Below are 16,987 nucleotides of genomic sequence, written 5' to 3' on the forward strand. Positions count from 1 at the left end.
CTTGCGAAAGCGGCGCCTCTTTCGCGTCTGGTCCCTACTTCGTCACCCCCGCTTTCGCGGGGGTGACGGTGGAGGTATATCAGGCGGCCGTAGCTCGCCGCCGGGGCTCCGGCCTTCGCCGGAGCACAGGAGGAGGTTTAGGCCGCTTCTTCCTGCGCCACGTCGGGCACTGCGCGGGGCCCGGTCGCCGCGGCTTCGCCGCCGGTCCGCTTGAGCCGGCCGTCGACATGTCCGCCATTCTCGATGGTGATGTCCTGATATTCCAGGTCGCCGACGATCTTCGCCGAGCGCTCGACCGTGAGGTGCTTTACGTGGACGCTGCCCTCGATCGTCCCGGCGATCCGCGCGGTCTCGGCAGTGACGCCGCCGACGATCCGGCTCTCCGGGCCCTGGACCAGGTTGCCGCAATAGACGTCGCCCTCGATGCTTCCGTCGATATGGAGGTCCGCGGTCGCGCGGACGTCGCCGGTCACTGCCATGTCGGGGCCGATCACCGAGAACATGCCGCGCCCGCGCCCGTTTGTCTGCGCCGGGCTCGCGGGCCGATCGTCGCGTTTGTTACCATTGAACATAAGGTTACTCCCCCAGCCCGGGACTCGAAGCCCGCGTTGCGTGCCTATCATTGTCGGGCGGAATCCAAAATGCGCCGAACCGCTCGACTGGTCGATTATCGTTGATCGCGGCGCGCCCGGCGTCGCGGAGCAACAGCGAAGCCGCCGCCAGCATCGCCAGCGAGGCAGAGGTGCCCAGCGCCGGACTGTCGATCCAGATGCTCCCGATCCCGGCCGTGGCGCCGAACAAGCCGAACAGGGCTGCCGGCCGGAACCGCGAGCGCGTTGCCGCATGACCGCAGAGCACGAGCGGCACGAACAACGCCGCCATGCCGAGTCCCGGAACCGCGCCGGCAATCAGCGCGGCGGGCAGCGCGCTCGCCGAAAGGGAAGGGAAGGGGCGGGCGGTCAATTGCGCGAGGTGGCAGGCGAGCAGGCCCGCCGCTCCCGCGAGGAGGAGCCCGGTCACTGCCATCGCTGCCGCCGAATCGAGCATCTGCCACGCGCCGGGCCGCGAGGGGCCGGTCATGCCCGCGAGCAGCGTCGTCGCCAGCACGGCGAGCGCGGGGGCGAGCCGCAGCGCGATCGGCCGCGTGACGGCGCCATATCCGGGGGGTACAAGCATGCTTCGCCCGCATTAGCGCGCGATGGGTTGACGCTCTCTTATCGTGACGCCCGATCGTGGTGCATATCGTGGCGGGCGCCCCATTGACCCCGCATGCCTCCACAGCTATAGGCGCCCCCGTTCCGCGAGGGCCTCACAAGGCATAAGACTCGGGGAACAAAGAGCTGAACGTTGCTGGAGACGCAATGGCCCGGGGGGTCAAAGACACCCGGGGCCTTTTCGTATTCTATAGAGATTTGATTTTTTCGAGAAGAATCTGGGCTCCAGCAAAGTAACCGCCGGATCATCCGGTAACTTAAAGGTGAAGGGCTTCATGCCAACGATCAACCAGCTGGTCCGCAAGGGCCGCGAACCGCAGAAGGCCAAGTCCAAGGTCCCTGCGATGGAGCAGAACCCGCAGAAGCGCGGCGTCTGCACCCGTGTCTACACCACGACCCCGAAGAAGCCGAACTCGGCGCTCCGCAAGGTTGCGAAGGTCCGCCTGACCAACCAGCGCGAAGTCATTTCGTACATTCCGGGCGAGGGCCACAATCTTCAGGAGCACTCGGTGGTCCTGATCCGCGGCGGCCGCGTGCGCGACCTTCCCGGCGTTCGGTATCACGTCCTTCGCGGCGTGCTCGATACGCAGGGTGTGAAGGATCGTCGCCAGTCGCGTTCCAAGTACGGCGCAAAGCGTCCGAAGTAAGCCGGCCGGGCTTATGCCCGCCACCAATGGCTGAAGTTTAGAAGGAAGATATCAGATGGCTCGTCGTCGTCGTCCCGAAAAGCGGGAAATCCTGCCTGATCCCGTTTACGGGGATGAGGTTCTCACCAAGTTCATGAATTCGGTCATGCTGGACGGCAAGAAGTCCGTGGCCGAGGGCATCGTCTATTCGGCGCTCGAAACCGTCGAGCAGCGCGCCAAGCGCGAGCCGATCGGCGTGTTCCATGACGCACTCAACAACATCAAGCCGGGCATCGAGGTCCGTTCGCGCCGCGTCGGCGGTGCGACCTACCAGGTTCCCGTCGAGGTCCGTCCGGAGCGTGCCCAGGCACTTGCGATCCGCTGGCTGATCACGTCCGCGCGCAATCGCAGCGAGCACACCATGTCGGCCCGCCTCTCGGGCGAACTGATGGATGCCGCCAACAATCGCGGCAACGCGGTCAAGAAGCGCGAAGATACCCACCGTATGGCCGAAGCGAACCGCGCCTTCAGCCACTACCGCTGGTAACTTTCCTACCTATATCGTGGGGAGCCGGACCGTCCGGCTCCCCGCATCGCTAAGGACTTAAGATCATGGCCCGCAGCCATCCGCTCGAGCGTTATCGCAATATCGGCATCATGGCGCACATCGACGCCGGCAAGACGACGACGACCGAGCGCATCCTCTATTACACCGGCAAGTCCTACAAGATCGGCGAAGTGCACGAAGGCACTGCGACGATGGACTGGATGGAGCAGGAGCAGGAGCGCGGGATCACGATCACGTCGGCTGCCACCACCTGCTTCTGGTCGGCCGAAGAGGGCAAGGGCCCCGAGCACCGCATCAACATCATCGACACCCCCGGCCACGTCGACTTCACGATCGAAGTCGAGCGTTCGCTGCGCGTGCTCGACGGTGCGGTCGCATGCTTCGACGGCGTTGCCGGCGTCGAGCCGCAGTCGGAGACCGTGTGGCGCCAGGCCGACAAGTACGGCGTGCCGCGCATGTGCTTCATCAACAAGCTCGATCGCACCGGCGCGGACTTCTATTTCTGCGTGAACTCGATCATCGAGCGCCTCGGCGCGCGTCCGGCCGTGCTGTATCTGCCGATCGGCATCGAAGGCGGCTTCAAGGGCCTGGTCGATCTGGTCGAGAACCGCGCGATCATCTGGCTCGAAGAGAGCCTGGGCGCGAAGTTCGAATATCAGGATATCCCTGCGGATCTGGCCGAAAAGGCTGCCAAGTATCGCAGCGAGCTGATCGAAATGGCCGTCGAGCAGGACGACGCCCTGATGGAGGCGTATCTCGAGGGCAATGAGCCGTCGGTCGCCGACCTGAAGAAGCTGATCCGCAAGGGCACGCTCGGCATGGCGTTCGTGCCGGTGGTGTGCGGCTCGGCGTTCAAGAACAAGGGCGTGCAGCCCCTGCTCGACGCCGTGGTCGACTATCTACCGAGCCCGCTCGACGTTCCCGCCATCCAGGGCCTCAAGCTCGACGGCGTGACCGCGGACGAGCGTCCGTCTTCGGACGAAGCCCCGTTCTCGGCGCTGGCGTTCAAGATCATGAACGATCCGTTCGTCGGCACGCTGACCTTCGCGCGCATCTATTCGGGCAAGCTCGAGGCCGCGTCGCAGGTGACCAACTCGGTCAAGGACAAGAAGGAAAAGGTCGGCCGCATGCTGCTGATGCATGCGAACGATCGCGAGGACATCCAGATCGCCTATGCCGGCGACATCGTCGCGCTGGCCGGCCTCAAGGACACCACGACCGGGGACACGCTCTGCGCCATCAACGCGCCGATCATCCTCGAGCGCATGGAGTTCCCGGATCCCGTCATCGAGCTTTCGGTGGAGCCGAAGACCAAGGCCGACCAGGAGAAGATGGGCGTCGCGCTCAATCGTCTCGCCCGCGAGGATCCGTCGTTCCGCGTCTCGACCGATCACGAATCGGGTCAGACGATCATCAAGGGGATGGGCGAGCTCCACCTCGAGATCCTCGTCGACCGCATGAAGCGCGAGTTCAAGGTCGAGGCCAATGTCGGCGCGCCGCAGGTGGCGTATCGCGAGTATCTCGCGAAGAAGGTCGACATCGACTACACCCACAAGAAGCAGTCGGGTGGTTCGGGTCAGTTCGGCCGCGTCAAGGTGACCGTGGTCCCCGGCGAGCGTGGCTCGGGCTTCCAGTTCTTCGACGAGGTCAAGGGCGGCAATATTCCCAAGGAGTATATCCCTTCGGTCGAGAAGGGCTTCCGCGAGACCGCCGAGACCGGATCGCTGATCGGCTTCCCGATCATCGACTTCGAGGTGCACCTCACCGACGGCGCGTACCACGACGTCGACTCGTCGGCGCTGGCGTTCGAAATCTGCGCGCGTGGCGCGATGCGTGAAGCGGCCCAGAAGGCCGGCATCAAGCTGCTCGAGCCGATCATGAAGGTCGAGGTCGTCACTCCGGAGGATTATCTGGGCGACGTCATCGGCGACATGAACAGCCGTCGCGGGCAGATCCAGGGCACCGACAGCCGCGGCAACGCGCAGACCGTCGAGGCGATGGTGCCGCTGGCGAACATGTTCGGCTATGTGAACCAGCTCCGCTCGTTCACCCAGGGCCGCGCGCAATACAGCATGCAGTTTTCGCATTACGACGAAGTGCCCGCGAATGTGGCCGACGAAGTGAAGGCGAAGCTGGCGTAACCCGAAATGAGTCGCTAAGGGGCCGCGTTCGCGTGGCGCCCTGACCGGCCGCGAAATTGATCCAGAAGGTAGGAAAGCAATGGCGAAGGCAAAATTCGAGCGGAACAAGCCGCACCTCAACATCGGCACCATCGGTCACGTCGATCACGGCAAGACCTCGCTGACCGCAGCGATCACCAAGGTTCTGGCCGAAACGTCGGGCGGCGTCGCCGTCGACTTCGCCAACATCGACAAGGCACCGGAAGAGCGCGAGCGCGGCATCACCATCTCGACCGCACACGTCGAGTATGAGACGGCTGCTCGTCACTACGCGCACGTCGATTGCCCGGGCCACGCCGACTATGTGAAGAACATGATCACCGGTGCCGCGCAGATGGATGGCGCGATCCTCGTGGTCGCCGCCACCGACGGCCCGATGCCGCAGACCAAGGAGCACATCCTGCTCGCCCGCCAGGTCGGCGTGCCGACGATGGTCGTGTTCCTCAACAAGGTCGACCTGGTCGACGACGAGGAAATCCTCGAGCTGGTCGAGATGGAAATCCGTGAAGAGCTCAGCAAGCGCGAGTTCGACGGCGACAACATTCCGATCATCCGTGGTTCGGCGACCGCAGCTCTGTCGGGTTCGGACGACAAGCTCGGCAAGGAAGCGATCCTGGCCCTCATGGCCGCGGTCGACGAGTCGATCCCGCAGCCGGAGCGTCCGCTCGACAAGCCGTTCATGATGCCGATCGAAGACGTGTTCTCGATCTCGGGCCGCGGCACCGTGGTCACCGGCCGCGTCGAGACCGGCATCGTCAAGGTTGGCGAGGAAGTCGAGATCGTCGGCATCCAGGAGACCGTCCGCAAGACCACCGTCACGGGCGTCGAGATGTTCCGCAAGCTGCTCGATCAGGGCCAGGCCGGCGACAACATCGGCGCGCTGATCCGCGGCGTGGGCCGTGAAGAAGTCGAGCGTGGCCAGGTTCTGGCCAAGCCGGGCTCGATCAAGCCGCACACCGACTTCCAGTCGTCGGTCTACGTTCTGTCGAAGGACGAGGGCGGCCGTCACACGCCGTTCTTCGCCAACTATCGTCCGCAGTTCTACTTCCGCACCACGGACGTGACCGGCACGATCGAACTGCCGGCCGGCACCGAGATGGTGATGCCGGGCGACGAAGTCGCTCTGGGCATCAAGCTCATCGCGCCGATCGCCATGGACGTTGGTCAGCGGTTCACGATCCGTGAAGGCGGCCGCACCGTCGGTGCAGGCGTCGTCGCGCAGATCGACAAGTAAGACTAAGGGATAAACAACCGCCCGGCGCTCTCTCAAAAAGAGAGCGCCGGGCGGTTGCCTTTTTATGAGGGGCGCTGTAAGGGCGCGCCTCCGGTTTTGGGTTTAACAGCAAGAGCCTCGACTACGAGGCCCGCTCTTTCGCATTGGCAGGTACCATGGAAACGCAGAATATTCGTATTCGCCTGAAGGCGTTCGATCACCGAGTGCTCGACCAGGCGACCGGCGACATCGCCGACACCGCCCGACGTACCGGCGCCCTTATCCGTGGTCCCATCCCGCTTCCGACGAAGATCGAGAAGTTCACGGTCAACCGTGGTCCCCACATCGACAAGAAGTCGCGCGAGCAGTTCGAAGTCCGCACCTACAAGCGTATGCTGGATATCGTGCAGCCGACCCCGCAGACCGTCGACGCACTGATGAAGCTGGACCTCGCTGCCGGCGTCGATGTCGAGATCAAGCTGGCCTAAAGGCTGGACAGGGAAGCGTCGCTGACGTAAAGGCGCGCCTCCACGAGATTCGCGAGTTCCGGTTTGCCGGATTCGCACCGTTCCTCGACCGGATCATCCCGATCCGACGCAAGGGGCAAGAGGGCGCCGCGGGCGCACTCAAAACGAGATAGGGATACCGCCGGCCTCCTTCGGGAGAACCGGGTCTGCGTCCCCCGTCACCCCGCTTCGGCAGGGTTCAGCCCAGACGGGGGCTCGCATCATATTTTGGGCTGAGGCACGCACCCGGGGGAATGGTCCGTCGGGTGCCTCTGTATAGGAGCAACAGGTCATGCGCACTGGCGTGATCGCGAAGAAGTTGGGGATGACCCGCCTGTTCCAGGACGACGGCCGCCACGTGCCGGTCACCGTTCTGGCACTCGAAGGCGTTCAGGTCGTCTCCGTCCGCGAAGAAGGTCGTGACGGCTACACTGCCGTCCAGCTCGGCGCCGGTTCGGCGAAGAGCAAGAACGTTTCCAAGCCGCAGCGCGGCCACTTCGGCAAGGCCGAAGTCGAGCCCAAGGCGGTAGTCCACGAATTCCGCGTCGATGCGGACGGCCTGCTCGAAGTGGGCGCCGAGATTTCGGCCGACCATTATGTCGCCGGCCAGTTCGTCGACATCCAGGGCAAGACCCAGGGCAAGGGCTTCCAGGGCGGCATGAAGCGCTGGGGCTTCGGCGGTCTGCGCGCCACCCACGGCGTCTCGGTCTCGCACCGCTCGCTCGGTTCGACCGGTCAGCGCCAGGATCCGGGCAAGGTCTTCAAGAACAAGAAGATGGCCGGCCACATGGGTGACAAGTATCGCACCCAGCAGAACCTCGAGATCGTCGGCACCGACGTCGAGCGCGGCCTGATCTTCGTCAAGGGTTCGGTCCCTGGCTCGAAGGGCGGCTGGCTGTTCGTCAAGGACGCCGTCAAGGTCGACCGTCATGCGGACGCGCCGTTCCCGGCCGGCCTCAAGCAGGTTGCCAACAACAACGACACCGCTCCCGCCGAGACGCCGTCTGAAGAGACTGCGGCTCCGGAAGCGACCGAAGGCCAGGAGGGCTGAACGTGAAGGTCAAGGTTCAATCCTTCGACGCCAAGGCGAAGGCCGCGGACATCGAGCTCAACGACGAGGTCTTCGGCCTCGATCCGCGCGCCGACATCCTGCACCGGGTCGTCACCTGGCAGCTCGAGAAGCGCCGCGAGACGGCACGTGGCACGCGTGAGCGCGCCGACGTCGCCCGCACCGGCAAGAAGTTCGGCCGCCAGAAGGGCGGCGGCACCGCCCGTCACGGCGATCGCCGCGCTCCGGTGTTCATCGGCGGTGGTAAGGCGCACGGCGCCCGCGTCCGCGACTTCAATCCGTCGCTGAACAAGAAGATCCGCGCACTCGGCCTCAAGATGGCTCTCAGCAGCCATGCCAAGGCCGGCTCGCTGATCGTCATGGACAGCCTGAGCGTTGCCGACAGCAAGACCAAGACGCTGCTCGGCAGCCTCGAGGCGCTGAAGTTCGGCAAGAAGACGCTGGTGATCGACGGCGACGCCGTCGAGAACAGCTTCGCGCTCGCCGCCGGCAACCTGCACACGGTCAACGTGCTGCCGGCGATCGGCGCCAACGTCTACGACATCCTGAAGAGCGACACGCTGGTCCTGACCCGCGCTGCCGTCGAGAAGCTGGAGGCGCGCTTCAATGGCTAAGAAGCAGAAGGAAGCGATCGACAACCGTCATTATGACGTGATCGTCGCTCCGCACATCACCGAGAAGTCGACGCTCGTCTCCGAGCACAACGCGGTTGTGTTCAAGGTCGCCGGCGACGCCACCAAGCCCGAGATCAAGGCCGCCGTCGAGGCGCTCTGGAATGTCAAGGTGACCGGCGTCAACACGATCGTCCAGAAGGGCAAGACCAAGCGCTGGAAGGGTGCTCCCTACAAGCGCTCCGACATGAAGAAGGCAATCGTGACGCTCGCCGACGGTGAGCAGATCGACGTGACCTCGGGGGTCAATTCGTAATGGCACTCAAGAATTATAACCCGACGTCGCCAGGCGTCCGCGGGCTGATCCTGATCGACCGTTCGAACCTGTTCAAGGGTCGCCCGGTCAAGGCGCTCACCGAGGGCAAGACCAAGACCGGCGGCCGCAACAACAAGGGCCACGTCACGTCGCGCGGCATCGCCGGCGGCCACAAGCAGCGCTATCGCATCGTCGATTTCAAGCGCCGCCTGTGGGACATCGAGGGCACGGTCGAGCGGATCGAGTATGATCCCAATCGCACCGCGTTCATCGCATTGGTCAATTACGGCAAGGACGAAGCGGGCAAGGACCGCGTCGCCTATATCATCGCTCCGCAGCGCCTCGGCGTCGGCGACAAGGTGATCGCCGGCAAGAAGACCGACGTGAAGCCGGGCAACGCCATGGAGCTGGGCTCGATGCCGGTCGGCACCATCGTCCACAACGTCGAGATGAAGCCGGGCAAAGGCGGCCAGATCGCCCGTTCGGCAGGCACCTATGTCCAGGTCGTCGGTCGTGACCGCGGCATGGTCATCGTCCGCCTCAACTCGGGCGAGCAGCGCTACATCCACGCGAACTGCATGGCGACGGTTGGTGCGGTGTCGAACCCCGACAACCAGAACCAGAACCTCGGCAAGGCCGGCCGCAATCGTTGGAAGGGCATCCGCCCGCTGACGCGCGGTGTCGCCAAGAACCCGGTCGACCACCCGCACGGCGGTGGTGAAGGCCGGACCTCGGGCGGCCGTCATCCGGTCACGCCCTGGGGCAAGCCGACCAAGGGTGCGCGCACCCGCCACAACAAGGCGACGGACAAGATGATCATCCGTTCGCGTCACGCCAAGAAGAAGGGCTAACCGCTCATGGCTCGTTCCGTCTGGAAGGGTCCGTTCGTGGACCTCCACCTCCTGAAGAAGGCGCAGACCGCGCAGGAGACCAACGCGCGTGCGCCGATCAAGACCTGGTCGCGCCGCTCGACGATCCTGCCCGACTTCGTCGGCCTGACCTTCAGCGTCTACAACGGCCGCAAGTTCGTGCCGGTGTCGGTCAACGAAGACATGGTCGGCATGAAGCTGGGCGAGTTCGCTCCGACCCGCTTCTTCCCCGGCCATGCCGCCGACAAGAAGGGTAAGCGCTAATGTCCAAGCCCCAGGCACCCCGCAAGGTCGGCGACAAGGAAGCGCTGGCCGTTGCGACCCAGATCCGCGGTTCGGCCCAGAAGCTGAACCTCGTTGCGGGCCTCATCCGCGGCCGCAAGGCCGGTGATGCGCTGAACATCCTTCAGTTCTCCACCAAGGCGATGGCGGTCGACGCGCGCAAGGTTCTCGCTTCCGCGATCGCCAATGCGGAAAACAACCACAACCTCGACGTCGACGCGCTTGTCGTCGCCGAGGCTTCGGTCGGCAAGTCGATCACGATGAAGCGCTTCGCGACCCGCGGCCGTGGCAAGTCCACCCGCATCCTGAAGCCGTTCAGCCGTCTTCGCATCGTCGTCCGCGAGCAGGAAGAAGCATAATGGGTCACAAGAGCAACCCGATCGGCCTGCGTCTGCAGATCAACCGTACCTGGGACAGCCGCTGGTTCGCGGAAGGCGCCGATTACGGCCGCCTCCTCCTCGAAGATCTCAAGATGCGCGAGTACATCGTCAAGACGCTGCCGCAGGCCGCGATCTCGAAGGTGGTGATCGAGCGTCCGGCGAAGCTGTGCCGCGTCTCGATCTACGCTGCGCGTCCCGGCGTGATCATCGGCAAGAAGGGCACGGACATCGAGAAGCTGCGCAAGACGCTCGGCGCGATGACCTCGTCCGACGTTTCGCTGAACATCGTCGAGATCCGCAAGCCCGAAGTCGACGCCAAGCTCGTCGCGCAGGGCATCGCCGATCAGCTGGAGCGCCGCATCGCGTTCCGCCGCGCCATGAAGCGCGCCGTTCAGTCGGCGATGCGTCTGGGTGCCGACGGTATCCGCGTCGCTTGCGGTGGCCGTCTCGGCGGCGCCGAGATCGCACGTAACGAAGGCTATCGCGAGGGCCGGGTGCCGCTGCACACGCTGCGCGCCAACCTCGATTACGCCGAAGCCACTGCGCACACCGCTTATGGCGTGTGCGGCGTCAAGGTCTGGATCTTCAAGGGCGAGATTCTCGGCCACGATCCGATGGCGCAGGACCGGCTCAACATGGAAGCCCAGACGACCGGCGTGCGCCCCGCGCGCGACGATCGCCGCTAAGGACACCAGGACATGCTGCAACCAAAGAAATTTGCGCACCGCAAGCAGTTCAAGGGCCGCATCCATGGCGATGCCAAGGGCGGCACCTCGCTGAACTTCGGTTCCTATGGCCTGAAGGCGATGGAGCCCGAGCGGATCACCGCGCGCCAGATCGAGGCGGCTCGCCGCGCGATCACGCGTCACATCAAGCGCCAGGGGCGCTTGTGGATTCGCATCTTCCCGGACGTTCCGGTTTCGTCGAAGCCGGCCGAAGTCCGCATGGGCTCGGGCAAGGGCGCGCCGGAATATTGGGCAGCTCGCGTCAAGCCGGGCCGCATCCTGTTCGAGCTGGACGGCGTTCCCGGACCGCTCGCCGCGGAAGCGTTCTCGCGCGCAGCGATGAAGCTGCCGATCAAGGTCAAGGTCGTCGCCCGTCTAGGCGACACCTCGCACCTGGAGGGTTGATAGAAATGACCAAGGCTACCGATCTTCGTGCGAAGACCGAGGACCAGCTGAGCGAGGAGCTCGGCAACCTGAAGCGCGAGGCGTTCAACCTGCGCTTCCAGGCCGCGACCAGCCAGCTCGAGAAGTCGAGCCGGGTCAAGGAAGTCCGTCGCGACATCGCCCGTATCAAGACGCTGCAGACCGAGCGCTCGCGCTCGGAAGCGAAGTAAGGAAGAGACCATGCCGAAGCGCGTGCTGACCGGGAACGTGGTTTCCGACAAGGGCGACAAGACGGTCGTCGTGCTGGTGGAGCGTAAGGTTAAGCACCCGCTCTACGGCAAGATCATCCGTCGCTCGAAGAAGTATCATGCCCATGACGAGGGCAACGAGTACAAGGCCGGCGAGACCGTGCGCATCGAAGAGACTGCGCCGATTTCCAAGCTGAAGACGTGGAAGGTGATCGAGCGGGTCAATACCCACGCGACGCCGTCGAAGGCTGCCGAAGCCTAACATTTTAACTGGAACCACCGGGCCACTGGTCCCGGCAGGCCAAACGAGAAGGAACCGGATCGATGATCCAGATGCAGTCCAATCTCGACGTCGCTGACAACAGCGGCGCGAAGCGGGTGCAGTGCATCAAGGTGCTGGGCGGGTCGAAGCGTCGCTTCGCCGGCGTGGGCGACGTGATCGTCGTCAGCATCAAGGAAGCTGCTCCCCGCGGCAAGGTGAAGAAGGGTGACGTGCATCGCGCGGTCATCGTTCGCACCGCCAAGGATGTCCGTCGTGCCGACGGCTCGGTGATCCGCTTCGACGGCAATGCCGCGGTGCTGGTCAACAAGAACGAGGAGCCGATCGGCACTCGTATCTTCGGGCCGGTGGTTCGCGAGCTGCGTTCGCGCGGCTTCATGAAGATCATTTCGCTCGCGCCCGAGGTGCTGTGATGGCTGCTGCCAAGATCAAGAAGGGCGACCAGGTCATCGTTCTGTCCGGCAAGGACAAGGGACGGACCGGTGAGGTCGTCAAGTCGCTGCCCAAGGACGGCAAGGTCGTCGTCTCGGGCGTCAACGTCGCCGTGCGCCACGTCAAGCCCAGCCAGGGCGATCCCCAGGGCGGCCTGAAGCGTTCGGAAGCGCCGATGCACATTTCGAAGGTCGCGCACGTGACCGCCGACGGCAAGGCGACCCGCGTCCGCTTCGAAGAGCGCGACGGCAAGAAGGTCCGCGTTGCGGTCAAGACCGGGGAGGTCATCAGTGGCTGATAAGTATACCCCGCGCCTCAAGAGCCTGTACGACACGAGCATCGCCAAGGCGATGACCGAGAAGTTCGGCTACAAGAACGTCATGGAAGTTCCGCGGATCGACAAGATCGTGCTGAACATGGGCGTTGGCGAGGCCACCCAGGACAAGAAGAAGGTCGAGCAGGCTGCTTCGGAGATGGAACTCATCGCCGGCCAGAAGCCCGTCATCGCCAAGGCGAAGAAGTCGATCGCACAGTTCAAGCTGCGCGAAGGCATGCCGATCGGTTGCAAGGTCACCCTGCGCCGCGAGCGGATGTACGAGTTCCTCGACCGTTTCGTCACGATCGCGCTCCCGCGCGTTCGCGATTTCCGTGGGCTGAACCCGAAGAGCTTCGACGGCCGTGGCAATTATGCCTGCGGCATCAAGGAGCAGCTCGTGTTCCCCGAGATCAACTATGACCGCATCGACAAGGTGCGCGGCATGGACGTGATCGTCACCACCACCGCCAAGACCGACGACGAGGCTCGCGAGCTTCTCCGTCTCTTCGGCTTCCCGTTCCCCATCGAGGCGGACGGCGAAGCGAAGCAGGCAGCGTAAGGGAAAGAGAACTTAAGTCATGGCGAAACTGAGTTCCATCAACAAGAACGAGCGTCGCAAGCAGCTGGTGAAGAAGTACGCCGGCAAGTATGCGAAGCTCAAGGCGACGGCGAACGACGAGAGCTTGGATGATACCGAGCGCCTCATCGCGCGGCTGAAGATGGCCGAGATTCCCCGCAACGGGAATCCGACCCGCATCCGCAACCGGTGCGAGCTGACCGGCCGCCCGCGCGCCTATTACCGCAAGTTCCGTCTCGCACGCGTCATGCTGCGGGATCTGGCCAACAAGGGCCTGATCCCCGGTCTCACGAAGTCGAGCTGGTAAGGACTACGAGATGGCTTTGACCGATCCCCTGGGTGATATGCTCACCCGCATCCGCAACGGCCAGCGCGCGCGCAAGGACTCCGTCCTCACGCCTGCGTCGAAGCTGCGGGCACGCGTTCTCGATGTTCTCCAGCGCGAAGGCTACATCCGTGGCTATAGCGAGGAGCAGATGGGCCCTGCCGCCGGCATCCGCATCGAGCTGAAATATTTCGAGGGCCAGCCGGCGATCAAGCACGTCGCGCGCGTCTCGAAGCCCGGCCGCCGCGTCTATTCGGGTTCGCAGGAACTGCCCCGGATCCGCAACGGGCTTGGCATCACGATCGTCTCGACGCCTCGCGGCGTTCTGTCCGACGCGGAAGCGCGCGAGCAGAATGTCGGCGGCGAAGTGCTCGCGGAGGTCTTCTGATATGAGCCGCATCGGCAAGAAACCGGTCTCCGTACCGGCAGGCGTCACCGCCTCGATCGACGGCGGCGTGCTGAACGTGAAGGGCCCCAAGGGCGCCCTTTCGCTCAACCTGCGCGAAGAGATCAGCTACACGCTCGAGGACGGCGGCATTTCGGTGCAGCCGGCCAACGAGACCAAGGCGGCGCGTGCCTTTTGGGGCATGCAGCGCACGCTGGTCCAGAACCTCGTCACCGGCGTGACCGAGGGCTTCACCAAGAAGCTCCTGATCACCGGCGTCGGCTATCGCGCTGCGTCGCAGGGCAAGGTGCTCAAGCTCCAGCTCGGCTATTCGCATGACGTGAACATCGACGTGCCGGAAGGCATCGAGATCAAGACCCCGGATCAGACTACGGTCGAGATCTCGGGGATCGACAAGCAGAAGGTCGGCCAGATTGCGGCCGAGATTCGCCGCTGGCGGAAGCCCGAGCCCTATAAGGGCAAGGGCATCAAGTACGACGGCGAGTTCATCTTCCGTAAGGAAGGGAAGAAGAAGTGATCAGCACCAAGGGTCTTTCGCTTTTCGAAAAGCGTCGTCGCCGCAACCGTTCCGCGCTTCGTGCGCGTGGCGCAGGCCGTCCGCGTCTTTCGATCCATCGCTCGGGCAAGCACATCTATGCCCAGGTGATCGACGATGCGGCCGGCAAGACCGTCGCCTCTGCCTCGACGCTCGAGAAGGACGTGCGCGGCCAGTCGGGCGCGACCGTCGCGGCTGCGCAGGAAGTCGGCAAGCGCGTTGCCGAGGCCGCCAAGGCCGCCGGCGTGACGCAGGTCGTCTTCGATCGCGGCGGCTTCCTCTATCATGGCCGCGTCAAGGCGCTGGCGGATGCCGCTCGTGAGAGCGGACTGGAGTTCTAACAATGGCTGACGAGAACAACACGCCAGAAACTGGCGGCGCTCCCGCCGAAGCCAGCGCTCCCGCGCAGGAGAGCACCGGCTATCAGGGTGGCCAGGGCGGCGGCGGTGGTCGCGGTCGCGGTGGTCCGGGCGGCGGCGGTCGTGGTCGTGGCGGCCCGGGCGGCGGCGGTGGTCGTGGCGGCCGTGACGGCGGTCGCGGCGGTCGTGACAATCGCGGCGGTCCGCGCGGCGCTACCGATGACGGCGGCGAAGAGCTGATCGAGAAGCTGGTTCACATCAACCGCGTCTCGAAGACGGTGAAGGGCGGCAAGCGCTTCGGCTTCGCGGCTCTGGTCGTCGTCGGCGACGGCAAGGGCCGGGTCGGCTTCGGCCACGGCAAGGCGCGCGAAGTGCCGGAAGCCATCTCCAAGGCCACTGCGGCCGCGAAGAAGGCAATGGTCCGCGTTCCGCTCAAGGAAGGTCGCACGCTGCACCATGACGGCAACGGTCACTTCGGTGCCGGCCGCGTCACGGTTCGTACGGCGCCTGCCGGTACCGGCATCATCGCGGGTGGCCCGATGCGCGCCATCTTCGAGAGCCTGGGCGTTGCCGACGTCGTCACCAAGTCGGTGGGCACGTCGAACCCCTACAACATGATCCGCGCCACCTTCGAAGCGCTCGGCGAGCAGACCTCGCCGAAGAGCGTTGCGCAGCGCCGCGGCAAGAAGATCGCCGACCTGCTCGGCCGGGGTGGTTCTTCGACCGCCGAGGCCGATGCGGCCGCGATCGCGGAGTAATCGATCATGGCAACCATCAAGATCAAGCAGACCGGTTCGCCGATCCGCCGCACCAGCGATCAGCGCGCAACGCTGATCGGCCTTGGCCTGAACAAGATGCACAAGGTCTCGGAGCTGCAGGACAGCCCCGAGGTCCGCGGGATGATCCGCAAGGTGCAGCACATGGTTGAGGTCGTCGAAGGCTGAGCCTTCGTGACCTGAACGAAATCGAGAAGGGGCGGTAGGCAACTACCGCCCCTTTTCCGTATGCGTCGCCGCCGAAGGAGAGAATCCGTGAGCAGACCCACCGATACCGAATTGCGCATCGCCCGGCTCGAACGCAGCCTTGCCCGCCATCGCGCCGGCCTTGCCGCGATCGGGGTCGTTGCGATCGGCGTGGCGGTCGCCGGCTTCGCACCGGGGACGCCGAACGTGATCGAAGCGCACGCGATCCGTATCGTCGATGCCGCCGGCAAGCCCCGCATTCTGATCGGTGCTCCGCCCCCGGCCGAGGGGCGCGAGCGCCAGGATGGGCAGACCGCCTCGATCGTAGTGCTCGACGACAAGGGCAAGGATCGCGTGATCTTGGGCGAAGAGCCCAATCCGCGCCTGGGCGGCAAGAGCTATCCGCGCGTCGCCGGCGCCTATGGGCTGGTGCTGCACGACCAGGACGGGTCGGAGCGCGGCGCGATGAGCTGGCTCGACAATGGCCGCGGCGTGATCGCGCTCGATCGCTCGGGCGGCGACGCGGTGGCGATGATCGTCAACGAGAAGAGCGGCTTTGCCGGCTTCACGGTCAACTATGCCAATCCCGTCGGCAAATATGCCGAGGGGATCCGGCTCGGCACCAAGGGCGACACCGCGTGGCTGTCGCTGGAGGACCGGGCGGACGGCGAACGCGCCCGTCTCGCCGTCGAGGGAGCGGAGGCGCCCAAGCTGATTACCCGCCCCGCCGGCGCGCCGCCGGCGCCGTGAGCTGAGCGGCCCGCTGTGCCAAGGACCAGCGCGCGACGCCGACGCAGCGTCAGAGTTCAGCGATCGCGGCGCCGCTGCCGTCGAGGCTCAACTGTCCGATCTGCACGTCACCGCGAGAGATATGAAGGGCGCTCTCAACGCCTGACGCGCTTGAACTGCATCGTCCCTTCCGGACGATGCAATGTCAGGCGCTCACCGTCTGCTTCCGCATGCACCCCGGTCAGGTCGACCACGCCGAAGTCGTTTGGAGTCAGCGCGAAAATCGCGATTGTTCCTACGCGGGCGTCCAGCGGCAGGCGTTCGGACCGCAGCCGGTACGAGGGCATGCTGAACGTGACGAAACGCGGCACCCGTTGTTCGCCCGTCGGAAGAGACCAAAGCTCGCCAGCCAGATAAGATTCGAGCGGCTCGCCCCTGTCGAATTCGATCCTGAGATCGACGCCGGGCACGTCGCGACCATTTGGAGCCAGAACCCGTATCGCGAATGGTTTCCCCGGCGCTGCATCGACTCGCTCTGCGGTGATCACAGGAGCCACCGGTCGCGGGGCGCTGATCAGATCGATCCGGCTGCCGACGGCCTTCCACCGGCCTTGCGCGCGCTCATCCAGCGCGCCCACCGTCAGGCCGTACTCGAAGCTTCCATCGGGGCTTAGCCGGATGCCCGCGACGAGCTCCATTTCCGAATGAACATAGTCTCCGGCTACGGAGGCTGGTGGAGCGAGGTCGGGCGGCTTCGGCGCATCCTGCAACGGCGTCGGCTGGACAATCGCAGAAAAAGCCGCTGCCGCGGCACAAGCTCCGCGCATCGCATGACCAAAACCGGGATTCAGCATCTTCGCTTTCCTGAACCGTAC

The 16,987-nt window shown here is 64.8% G+C and carries 28 protein-coding genes; 25 read left to right on the forward strand and 3 right to left on the reverse strand.

The window, feature by feature from the left end:
- Positions 1–137 precede the first annotated feature (137 nt).
- Positions 138–572, reverse strand: coding sequence for a bactofilin family protein (locus ASE13_RS03895; RefSeq protein ID WP_056611698.1), 435 nt, complete (start codon positions 570–572; stop codon positions 138–140).
- A 4-nt stretch (positions 573–576) separates the two neighbouring features.
- The gene (locus tag ASE13_RS03900) at positions 577–1,176 is read right to left on the reverse strand and encodes a hypothetical protein (protein WP_056611701.1); all 600 of its coding nucleotides are present in this window, start codon (positions 1,174–1,176) and stop codon (positions 577–579) included.
- A 313-nt stretch (positions 1,177–1,489) separates the two neighbouring features.
- Between ASE13_RS03900 and rpsL the strand changes: the two genes are divergently transcribed.
- The 25 genes from rpsL (at position 1,490) to ASE13_RS04025 (ending at position 16,133) form a co-directional block, all read left to right on the forward strand.
- Positions 1,490–1,861 (forward strand): 30S ribosomal protein S12, encoded by a 372-nt coding sequence (rpsL, locus tag ASE13_RS03905; protein ID WP_029936467.1) that lies wholly within the window; start codon positions 1,490–1,492, stop codon positions 1,859–1,861.
- A gap of 55 nt (positions 1,862–1,916) precedes the next feature.
- Positions 1,917–2,387 (forward strand): 30S ribosomal protein S7, encoded by a 471-nt coding sequence (rpsG, locus tag ASE13_RS03910; RefSeq protein WP_056611704.1) that lies wholly within the window; start codon positions 1,917–1,919, stop codon positions 2,385–2,387.
- Positions 2,388–2,452: 65 nt separating this feature from the next.
- A complete protein-coding gene (gene fusA, locus ASE13_RS03915; protein WP_056611707.1) occupies positions 2,453–4,549 on the forward strand; it encodes an elongation factor G in 2,097 nt (698 codons plus the stop codon).
- A 79-nt stretch (positions 4,550–4,628) separates the two neighbouring features.
- The gene (tuf, locus tag ASE13_RS03920; protein WP_056611710.1) at positions 4,629–5,822 is read left to right on the forward strand and encodes an elongation factor Tu; all 1,194 of its coding nucleotides are present in this window, start codon (positions 4,629–4,631) and stop codon (positions 5,820–5,822) included.
- Between the two features lie 155 nt (positions 5,823–5,977).
- Positions 5,978–6,289, forward strand: a complete 312-nt coding sequence (rpsJ, locus tag ASE13_RS03925) for a 30S ribosomal protein S10 (protein WP_029936463.1) — start codon at positions 5,978–5,980, stop codon at positions 6,287–6,289.
- Positions 6,290–6,599: 310 nt separating this feature from the next.
- Positions 6,600–7,358, forward strand: coding sequence for a 50S ribosomal protein L3 (gene rplC, locus ASE13_RS03930; RefSeq protein ID WP_056611715.1), 759 nt, complete (start codon positions 6,600–6,602; stop codon positions 7,356–7,358).
- A 2-nt stretch (positions 7,359–7,360) separates the two neighbouring features.
- Entirely contained in the window at positions 7,361–7,990 is a 630-nt protein-coding gene (rplD, locus tag ASE13_RS03935) for a 50S ribosomal protein L4 (RefSeq protein ID WP_056611717.1), read from the forward strand.
- A complete protein-coding gene (locus ASE13_RS03940; RefSeq protein ID WP_056611720.1) occupies positions 7,983–8,303 on the forward strand; it encodes a 50S ribosomal protein L23 in 321 nt (106 codons plus the stop codon). Before rplD ends, ASE13_RS03940 begins: the two co-directional genes overlap by 8 nt.
- Entirely contained in the window at positions 8,303–9,154 is an 852-nt protein-coding gene (gene rplB, locus ASE13_RS03945; protein ID WP_056611722.1) for a 50S ribosomal protein L2, read from the forward strand. The genes ASE13_RS03940 and rplB overlap by 1 nt, the downstream gene beginning before the upstream one ends.
- Positions 9,155–9,160: 6 nt before the next feature.
- The gene (rpsS, locus tag ASE13_RS03950; RefSeq protein WP_029936458.1) at positions 9,161–9,436 is read left to right on the forward strand and encodes a 30S ribosomal protein S19; all 276 of its coding nucleotides are present in this window, start codon (positions 9,161–9,163) and stop codon (positions 9,434–9,436) included.
- On the forward strand, positions 9,436–9,813 hold the full coding sequence (gene rplV, locus ASE13_RS03955; RefSeq protein WP_037566464.1) for a 50S ribosomal protein L22: 378 nt from the start codon (positions 9,436–9,438) through the stop codon (positions 9,811–9,813). Before rpsS ends, rplV begins: the two co-directional genes overlap by 1 nt.
- Positions 9,813–10,520, forward strand: coding sequence for a 30S ribosomal protein S3 (gene rpsC, locus ASE13_RS03960; RefSeq protein ID WP_056611725.1), 708 nt, complete (start codon positions 9,813–9,815; stop codon positions 10,518–10,520). Before rplV ends, rpsC begins: the two co-directional genes overlap by 1 nt.
- Positions 10,521–10,532: 12 nt before the next feature.
- Positions 10,533–10,964: a 50S ribosomal protein L16 gene (gene rplP, locus ASE13_RS03965; RefSeq protein WP_029936455.1), complete on the forward strand. Its 432-nt coding sequence runs from the start codon at positions 10,533–10,535 to the stop codon at positions 10,962–10,964.
- A gap of 5 nt (positions 10,965–10,969) precedes the next feature.
- Positions 10,970–11,173, forward strand: coding sequence for a 50S ribosomal protein L29 (gene rpmC, locus ASE13_RS03970; RefSeq protein WP_056611729.1), 204 nt, complete (start codon positions 10,970–10,972; stop codon positions 11,171–11,173).
- A gap of 10 nt (positions 11,174–11,183) precedes the next feature.
- Positions 11,184–11,453 (forward strand): 30S ribosomal protein S17, encoded by a 270-nt coding sequence (gene rpsQ, locus ASE13_RS03975; RefSeq protein WP_029936453.1) that lies wholly within the window; start codon positions 11,184–11,186, stop codon positions 11,451–11,453.
- A gap of 62 nt (positions 11,454–11,515) precedes the next feature.
- Positions 11,516–11,884, forward strand: coding sequence for a 50S ribosomal protein L14 (gene rplN / locus ASE13_RS03980; protein ID WP_029936452.1), 369 nt, complete (start codon positions 11,516–11,518; stop codon positions 11,882–11,884).
- On the forward strand, positions 11,884–12,201 hold the full coding sequence (rplX, locus tag ASE13_RS03985) for a 50S ribosomal protein L24 (RefSeq protein WP_029936451.1): 318 nt from the start codon (positions 11,884–11,886) through the stop codon (positions 12,199–12,201). Before rplN ends, rplX begins: the two co-directional genes overlap by 1 nt.
- Positions 12,194–12,778 (forward strand): 50S ribosomal protein L5, encoded by a 585-nt coding sequence (rplE, locus tag ASE13_RS03990; RefSeq protein WP_082596351.1) that lies wholly within the window; start codon positions 12,194–12,196, stop codon positions 12,776–12,778. The genes rplX and rplE overlap by 8 nt, the downstream gene beginning before the upstream one ends.
- 19 nt (positions 12,779–12,797) lie before the next feature.
- A complete protein-coding gene (rpsN, locus tag ASE13_RS03995; RefSeq protein ID WP_025560979.1) occupies positions 12,798–13,103 on the forward strand; it encodes a 30S ribosomal protein S14 in 306 nt (101 codons plus the stop codon).
- Between the two features lie 10 nt (positions 13,104–13,113).
- Positions 13,114–13,509: a 30S ribosomal protein S8 gene (gene rpsH, locus ASE13_RS04000; RefSeq protein WP_025560980.1), complete on the forward strand. Its 396-nt coding sequence runs from the start codon at positions 13,114–13,116 to the stop codon at positions 13,507–13,509.
- A gap of 1 nt (position 13,510) precedes the next feature.
- The gene (rplF, locus tag ASE13_RS04005) at positions 13,511–14,044 is read left to right on the forward strand and encodes a 50S ribosomal protein L6 (protein WP_056611732.1); all 534 of its coding nucleotides are present in this window, start codon (positions 13,511–13,513) and stop codon (positions 14,042–14,044) included.
- On the forward strand, positions 14,044–14,403 hold the full coding sequence (rplR, locus tag ASE13_RS04010) for a 50S ribosomal protein L18 (RefSeq protein ID WP_200955652.1): 360 nt from the start codon (positions 14,044–14,046) through the stop codon (positions 14,401–14,403). The genes rplF and rplR overlap by 1 nt, the downstream gene beginning before the upstream one ends.
- 2 nt (positions 14,404–14,405) lie before the next feature.
- Entirely contained in the window at positions 14,406–15,179 is a 774-nt protein-coding gene (rpsE, locus tag ASE13_RS04015) for a 30S ribosomal protein S5 (RefSeq protein WP_056611738.1), read from the forward strand.
- Positions 15,180–15,185: 6 nt separating this feature from the next.
- A complete protein-coding gene (gene rpmD, locus ASE13_RS04020) occupies positions 15,186–15,365 on the forward strand; it encodes a 50S ribosomal protein L30 (protein WP_056611741.1) in 180 nt (59 codons plus the stop codon).
- Between the two features lie 87 nt (positions 15,366–15,452).
- The gene (locus ASE13_RS04025; protein WP_056611744.1) at positions 15,453–16,133 is read left to right on the forward strand and encodes a hypothetical protein; all 681 of its coding nucleotides are present in this window, start codon (positions 15,453–15,455) and stop codon (positions 16,131–16,133) included.
- A gap of 134 nt (positions 16,134–16,267) precedes the next feature.
- On the opposite strand, the gene ASE13_RS04030 is transcribed toward ASE13_RS04025, so the two are convergent.
- Complete coding sequence (locus ASE13_RS04030; protein WP_056611747.1) at positions 16,268–16,966, reverse strand: hypothetical protein; 699 nt, start codon at positions 16,964–16,966, stop codon at positions 16,268–16,270.
- Positions 16,967–16,987: the final 21 nt, after the last annotated feature.

It is taken from the genome of Sphingomonas sp. Root241 (genome assembly GCF_001428865.1).
Taxonomy (GTDB): Bacteria; Pseudomonadota; Alphaproteobacteria; order Sphingomonadales; family Sphingomonadaceae; genus Sphingomonas.

Excerpts from the sequence above, each read along its gene's own strand:
- rpsC (WP_056611725.1), top strand. The coding sequence starts at position 9,813 with ATGGGTCACAAGAGCAACCCGATCGGCCTGCGTCTGCAGATCAACCGT.
- rplX (WP_029936451.1), top strand. The coding sequence starts at position 11,884 with ATGGCTGCTGCCAAGATCAAGAAGGGCGACCAGGTCATCGTTCTGTCC.
- rpsJ (WP_029936463.1), top strand. The coding sequence starts at position 5,978 with ATGGAAACGCAGAATATTCGTATTCGCCTGAAGGCGTTCGATCACCGA.
- rpsH (WP_025560980.1), top strand. The coding sequence starts at position 13,114 with ATGGCTTTGACCGATCCCCTGGGTGATATGCTCACCCGCATCCGCAAC.
- rpsL (WP_029936467.1), top strand. The coding sequence starts at position 1,490 with ATGCCAACGATCAACCAGCTGGTCCGCAAGGGCCGCGAACCGCAGAAG.
- rpsS (WP_029936458.1), top strand. The coding sequence starts at position 9,161 with ATGGCTCGTTCCGTCTGGAAGGGTCCGTTCGTGGACCTCCACCTCCTG.
- rplV (WP_037566464.1), top strand. The coding sequence starts at position 9,436 with ATGTCCAAGCCCCAGGCACCCCGCAAGGTCGGCGACAAGGAAGCGCTG.
- rplN (WP_029936452.1), top strand. The coding sequence starts at position 11,516 with ATGATCCAGATGCAGTCCAATCTCGACGTCGCTGACAACAGCGGCGCG.
- rplP (WP_029936455.1), top strand. The coding sequence starts at position 10,533 with ATGCTGCAACCAAAGAAATTTGCGCACCGCAAGCAGTTCAAGGGCCGC.
- ASE13_RS04030 (WP_056611747.1), bottom strand. The coding sequence starts at position 16,966 with ATGCTGAATCCCGGTTTTGGTCATGCGATGCGCGGAGCTTGTGCCGCG.
- rplB (WP_056611722.1), top strand. The coding sequence starts at position 8,303 with ATGGCACTCAAGAATTATAACCCGACGTCGCCAGGCGTCCGCGGGCTG.
- rpmD (WP_056611741.1), top strand. The coding sequence starts at position 15,186 with ATGGCAACCATCAAGATCAAGCAGACCGGTTCGCCGATCCGCCGCACC.
- ASE13_RS03940 (WP_056611720.1), top strand. The coding sequence starts at position 7,983 with ATGGCTAAGAAGCAGAAGGAAGCGATCGACAACCGTCATTATGACGTG.
- rpmC (WP_056611729.1), top strand. The coding sequence starts at position 10,970 with ATGACCAAGGCTACCGATCTTCGTGCGAAGACCGAGGACCAGCTGAGC.
- ASE13_RS03900 (WP_056611701.1), bottom strand. The coding sequence starts at position 1,176 with ATGCTTGTACCCCCCGGATATGGCGCCGTCACGCGGCCGATCGCGCTG.
- rplF (WP_056611732.1), top strand. The coding sequence starts at position 13,511 with ATGAGCCGCATCGGCAAGAAACCGGTCTCCGTACCGGCAGGCGTCACC.
- fusA (WP_056611707.1), top strand. The coding sequence starts at position 2,453 with ATGGCCCGCAGCCATCCGCTCGAGCGTTATCGCAATATCGGCATCATG.
- tuf (WP_056611710.1), top strand. The coding sequence starts at position 4,629 with ATGGCGAAGGCAAAATTCGAGCGGAACAAGCCGCACCTCAACATCGGC.
- rpsG (WP_056611704.1), top strand. The coding sequence starts at position 1,917 with ATGGCTCGTCGTCGTCGTCCCGAAAAGCGGGAAATCCTGCCTGATCCC.
- rplC (WP_056611715.1), top strand. The coding sequence starts at position 6,600 with ATGCGCACTGGCGTGATCGCGAAGAAGTTGGGGATGACCCGCCTGTTC.
- rpsN (WP_025560979.1), top strand. The coding sequence starts at position 12,798 with ATGGCGAAACTGAGTTCCATCAACAAGAACGAGCGTCGCAAGCAGCTG.
- rpsE (WP_056611738.1), top strand. The coding sequence starts at position 14,406 with ATGGCTGACGAGAACAACACGCCAGAAACTGGCGGCGCTCCCGCCGAA.
- ASE13_RS03895 (WP_056611698.1), bottom strand. The coding sequence starts at position 572 with ATGTTCAATGGTAACAAACGCGACGATCGGCCCGCGAGCCCGGCGCAG.
- rpsQ (WP_029936453.1), top strand. The coding sequence starts at position 11,184 with ATGCCGAAGCGCGTGCTGACCGGGAACGTGGTTTCCGACAAGGGCGAC.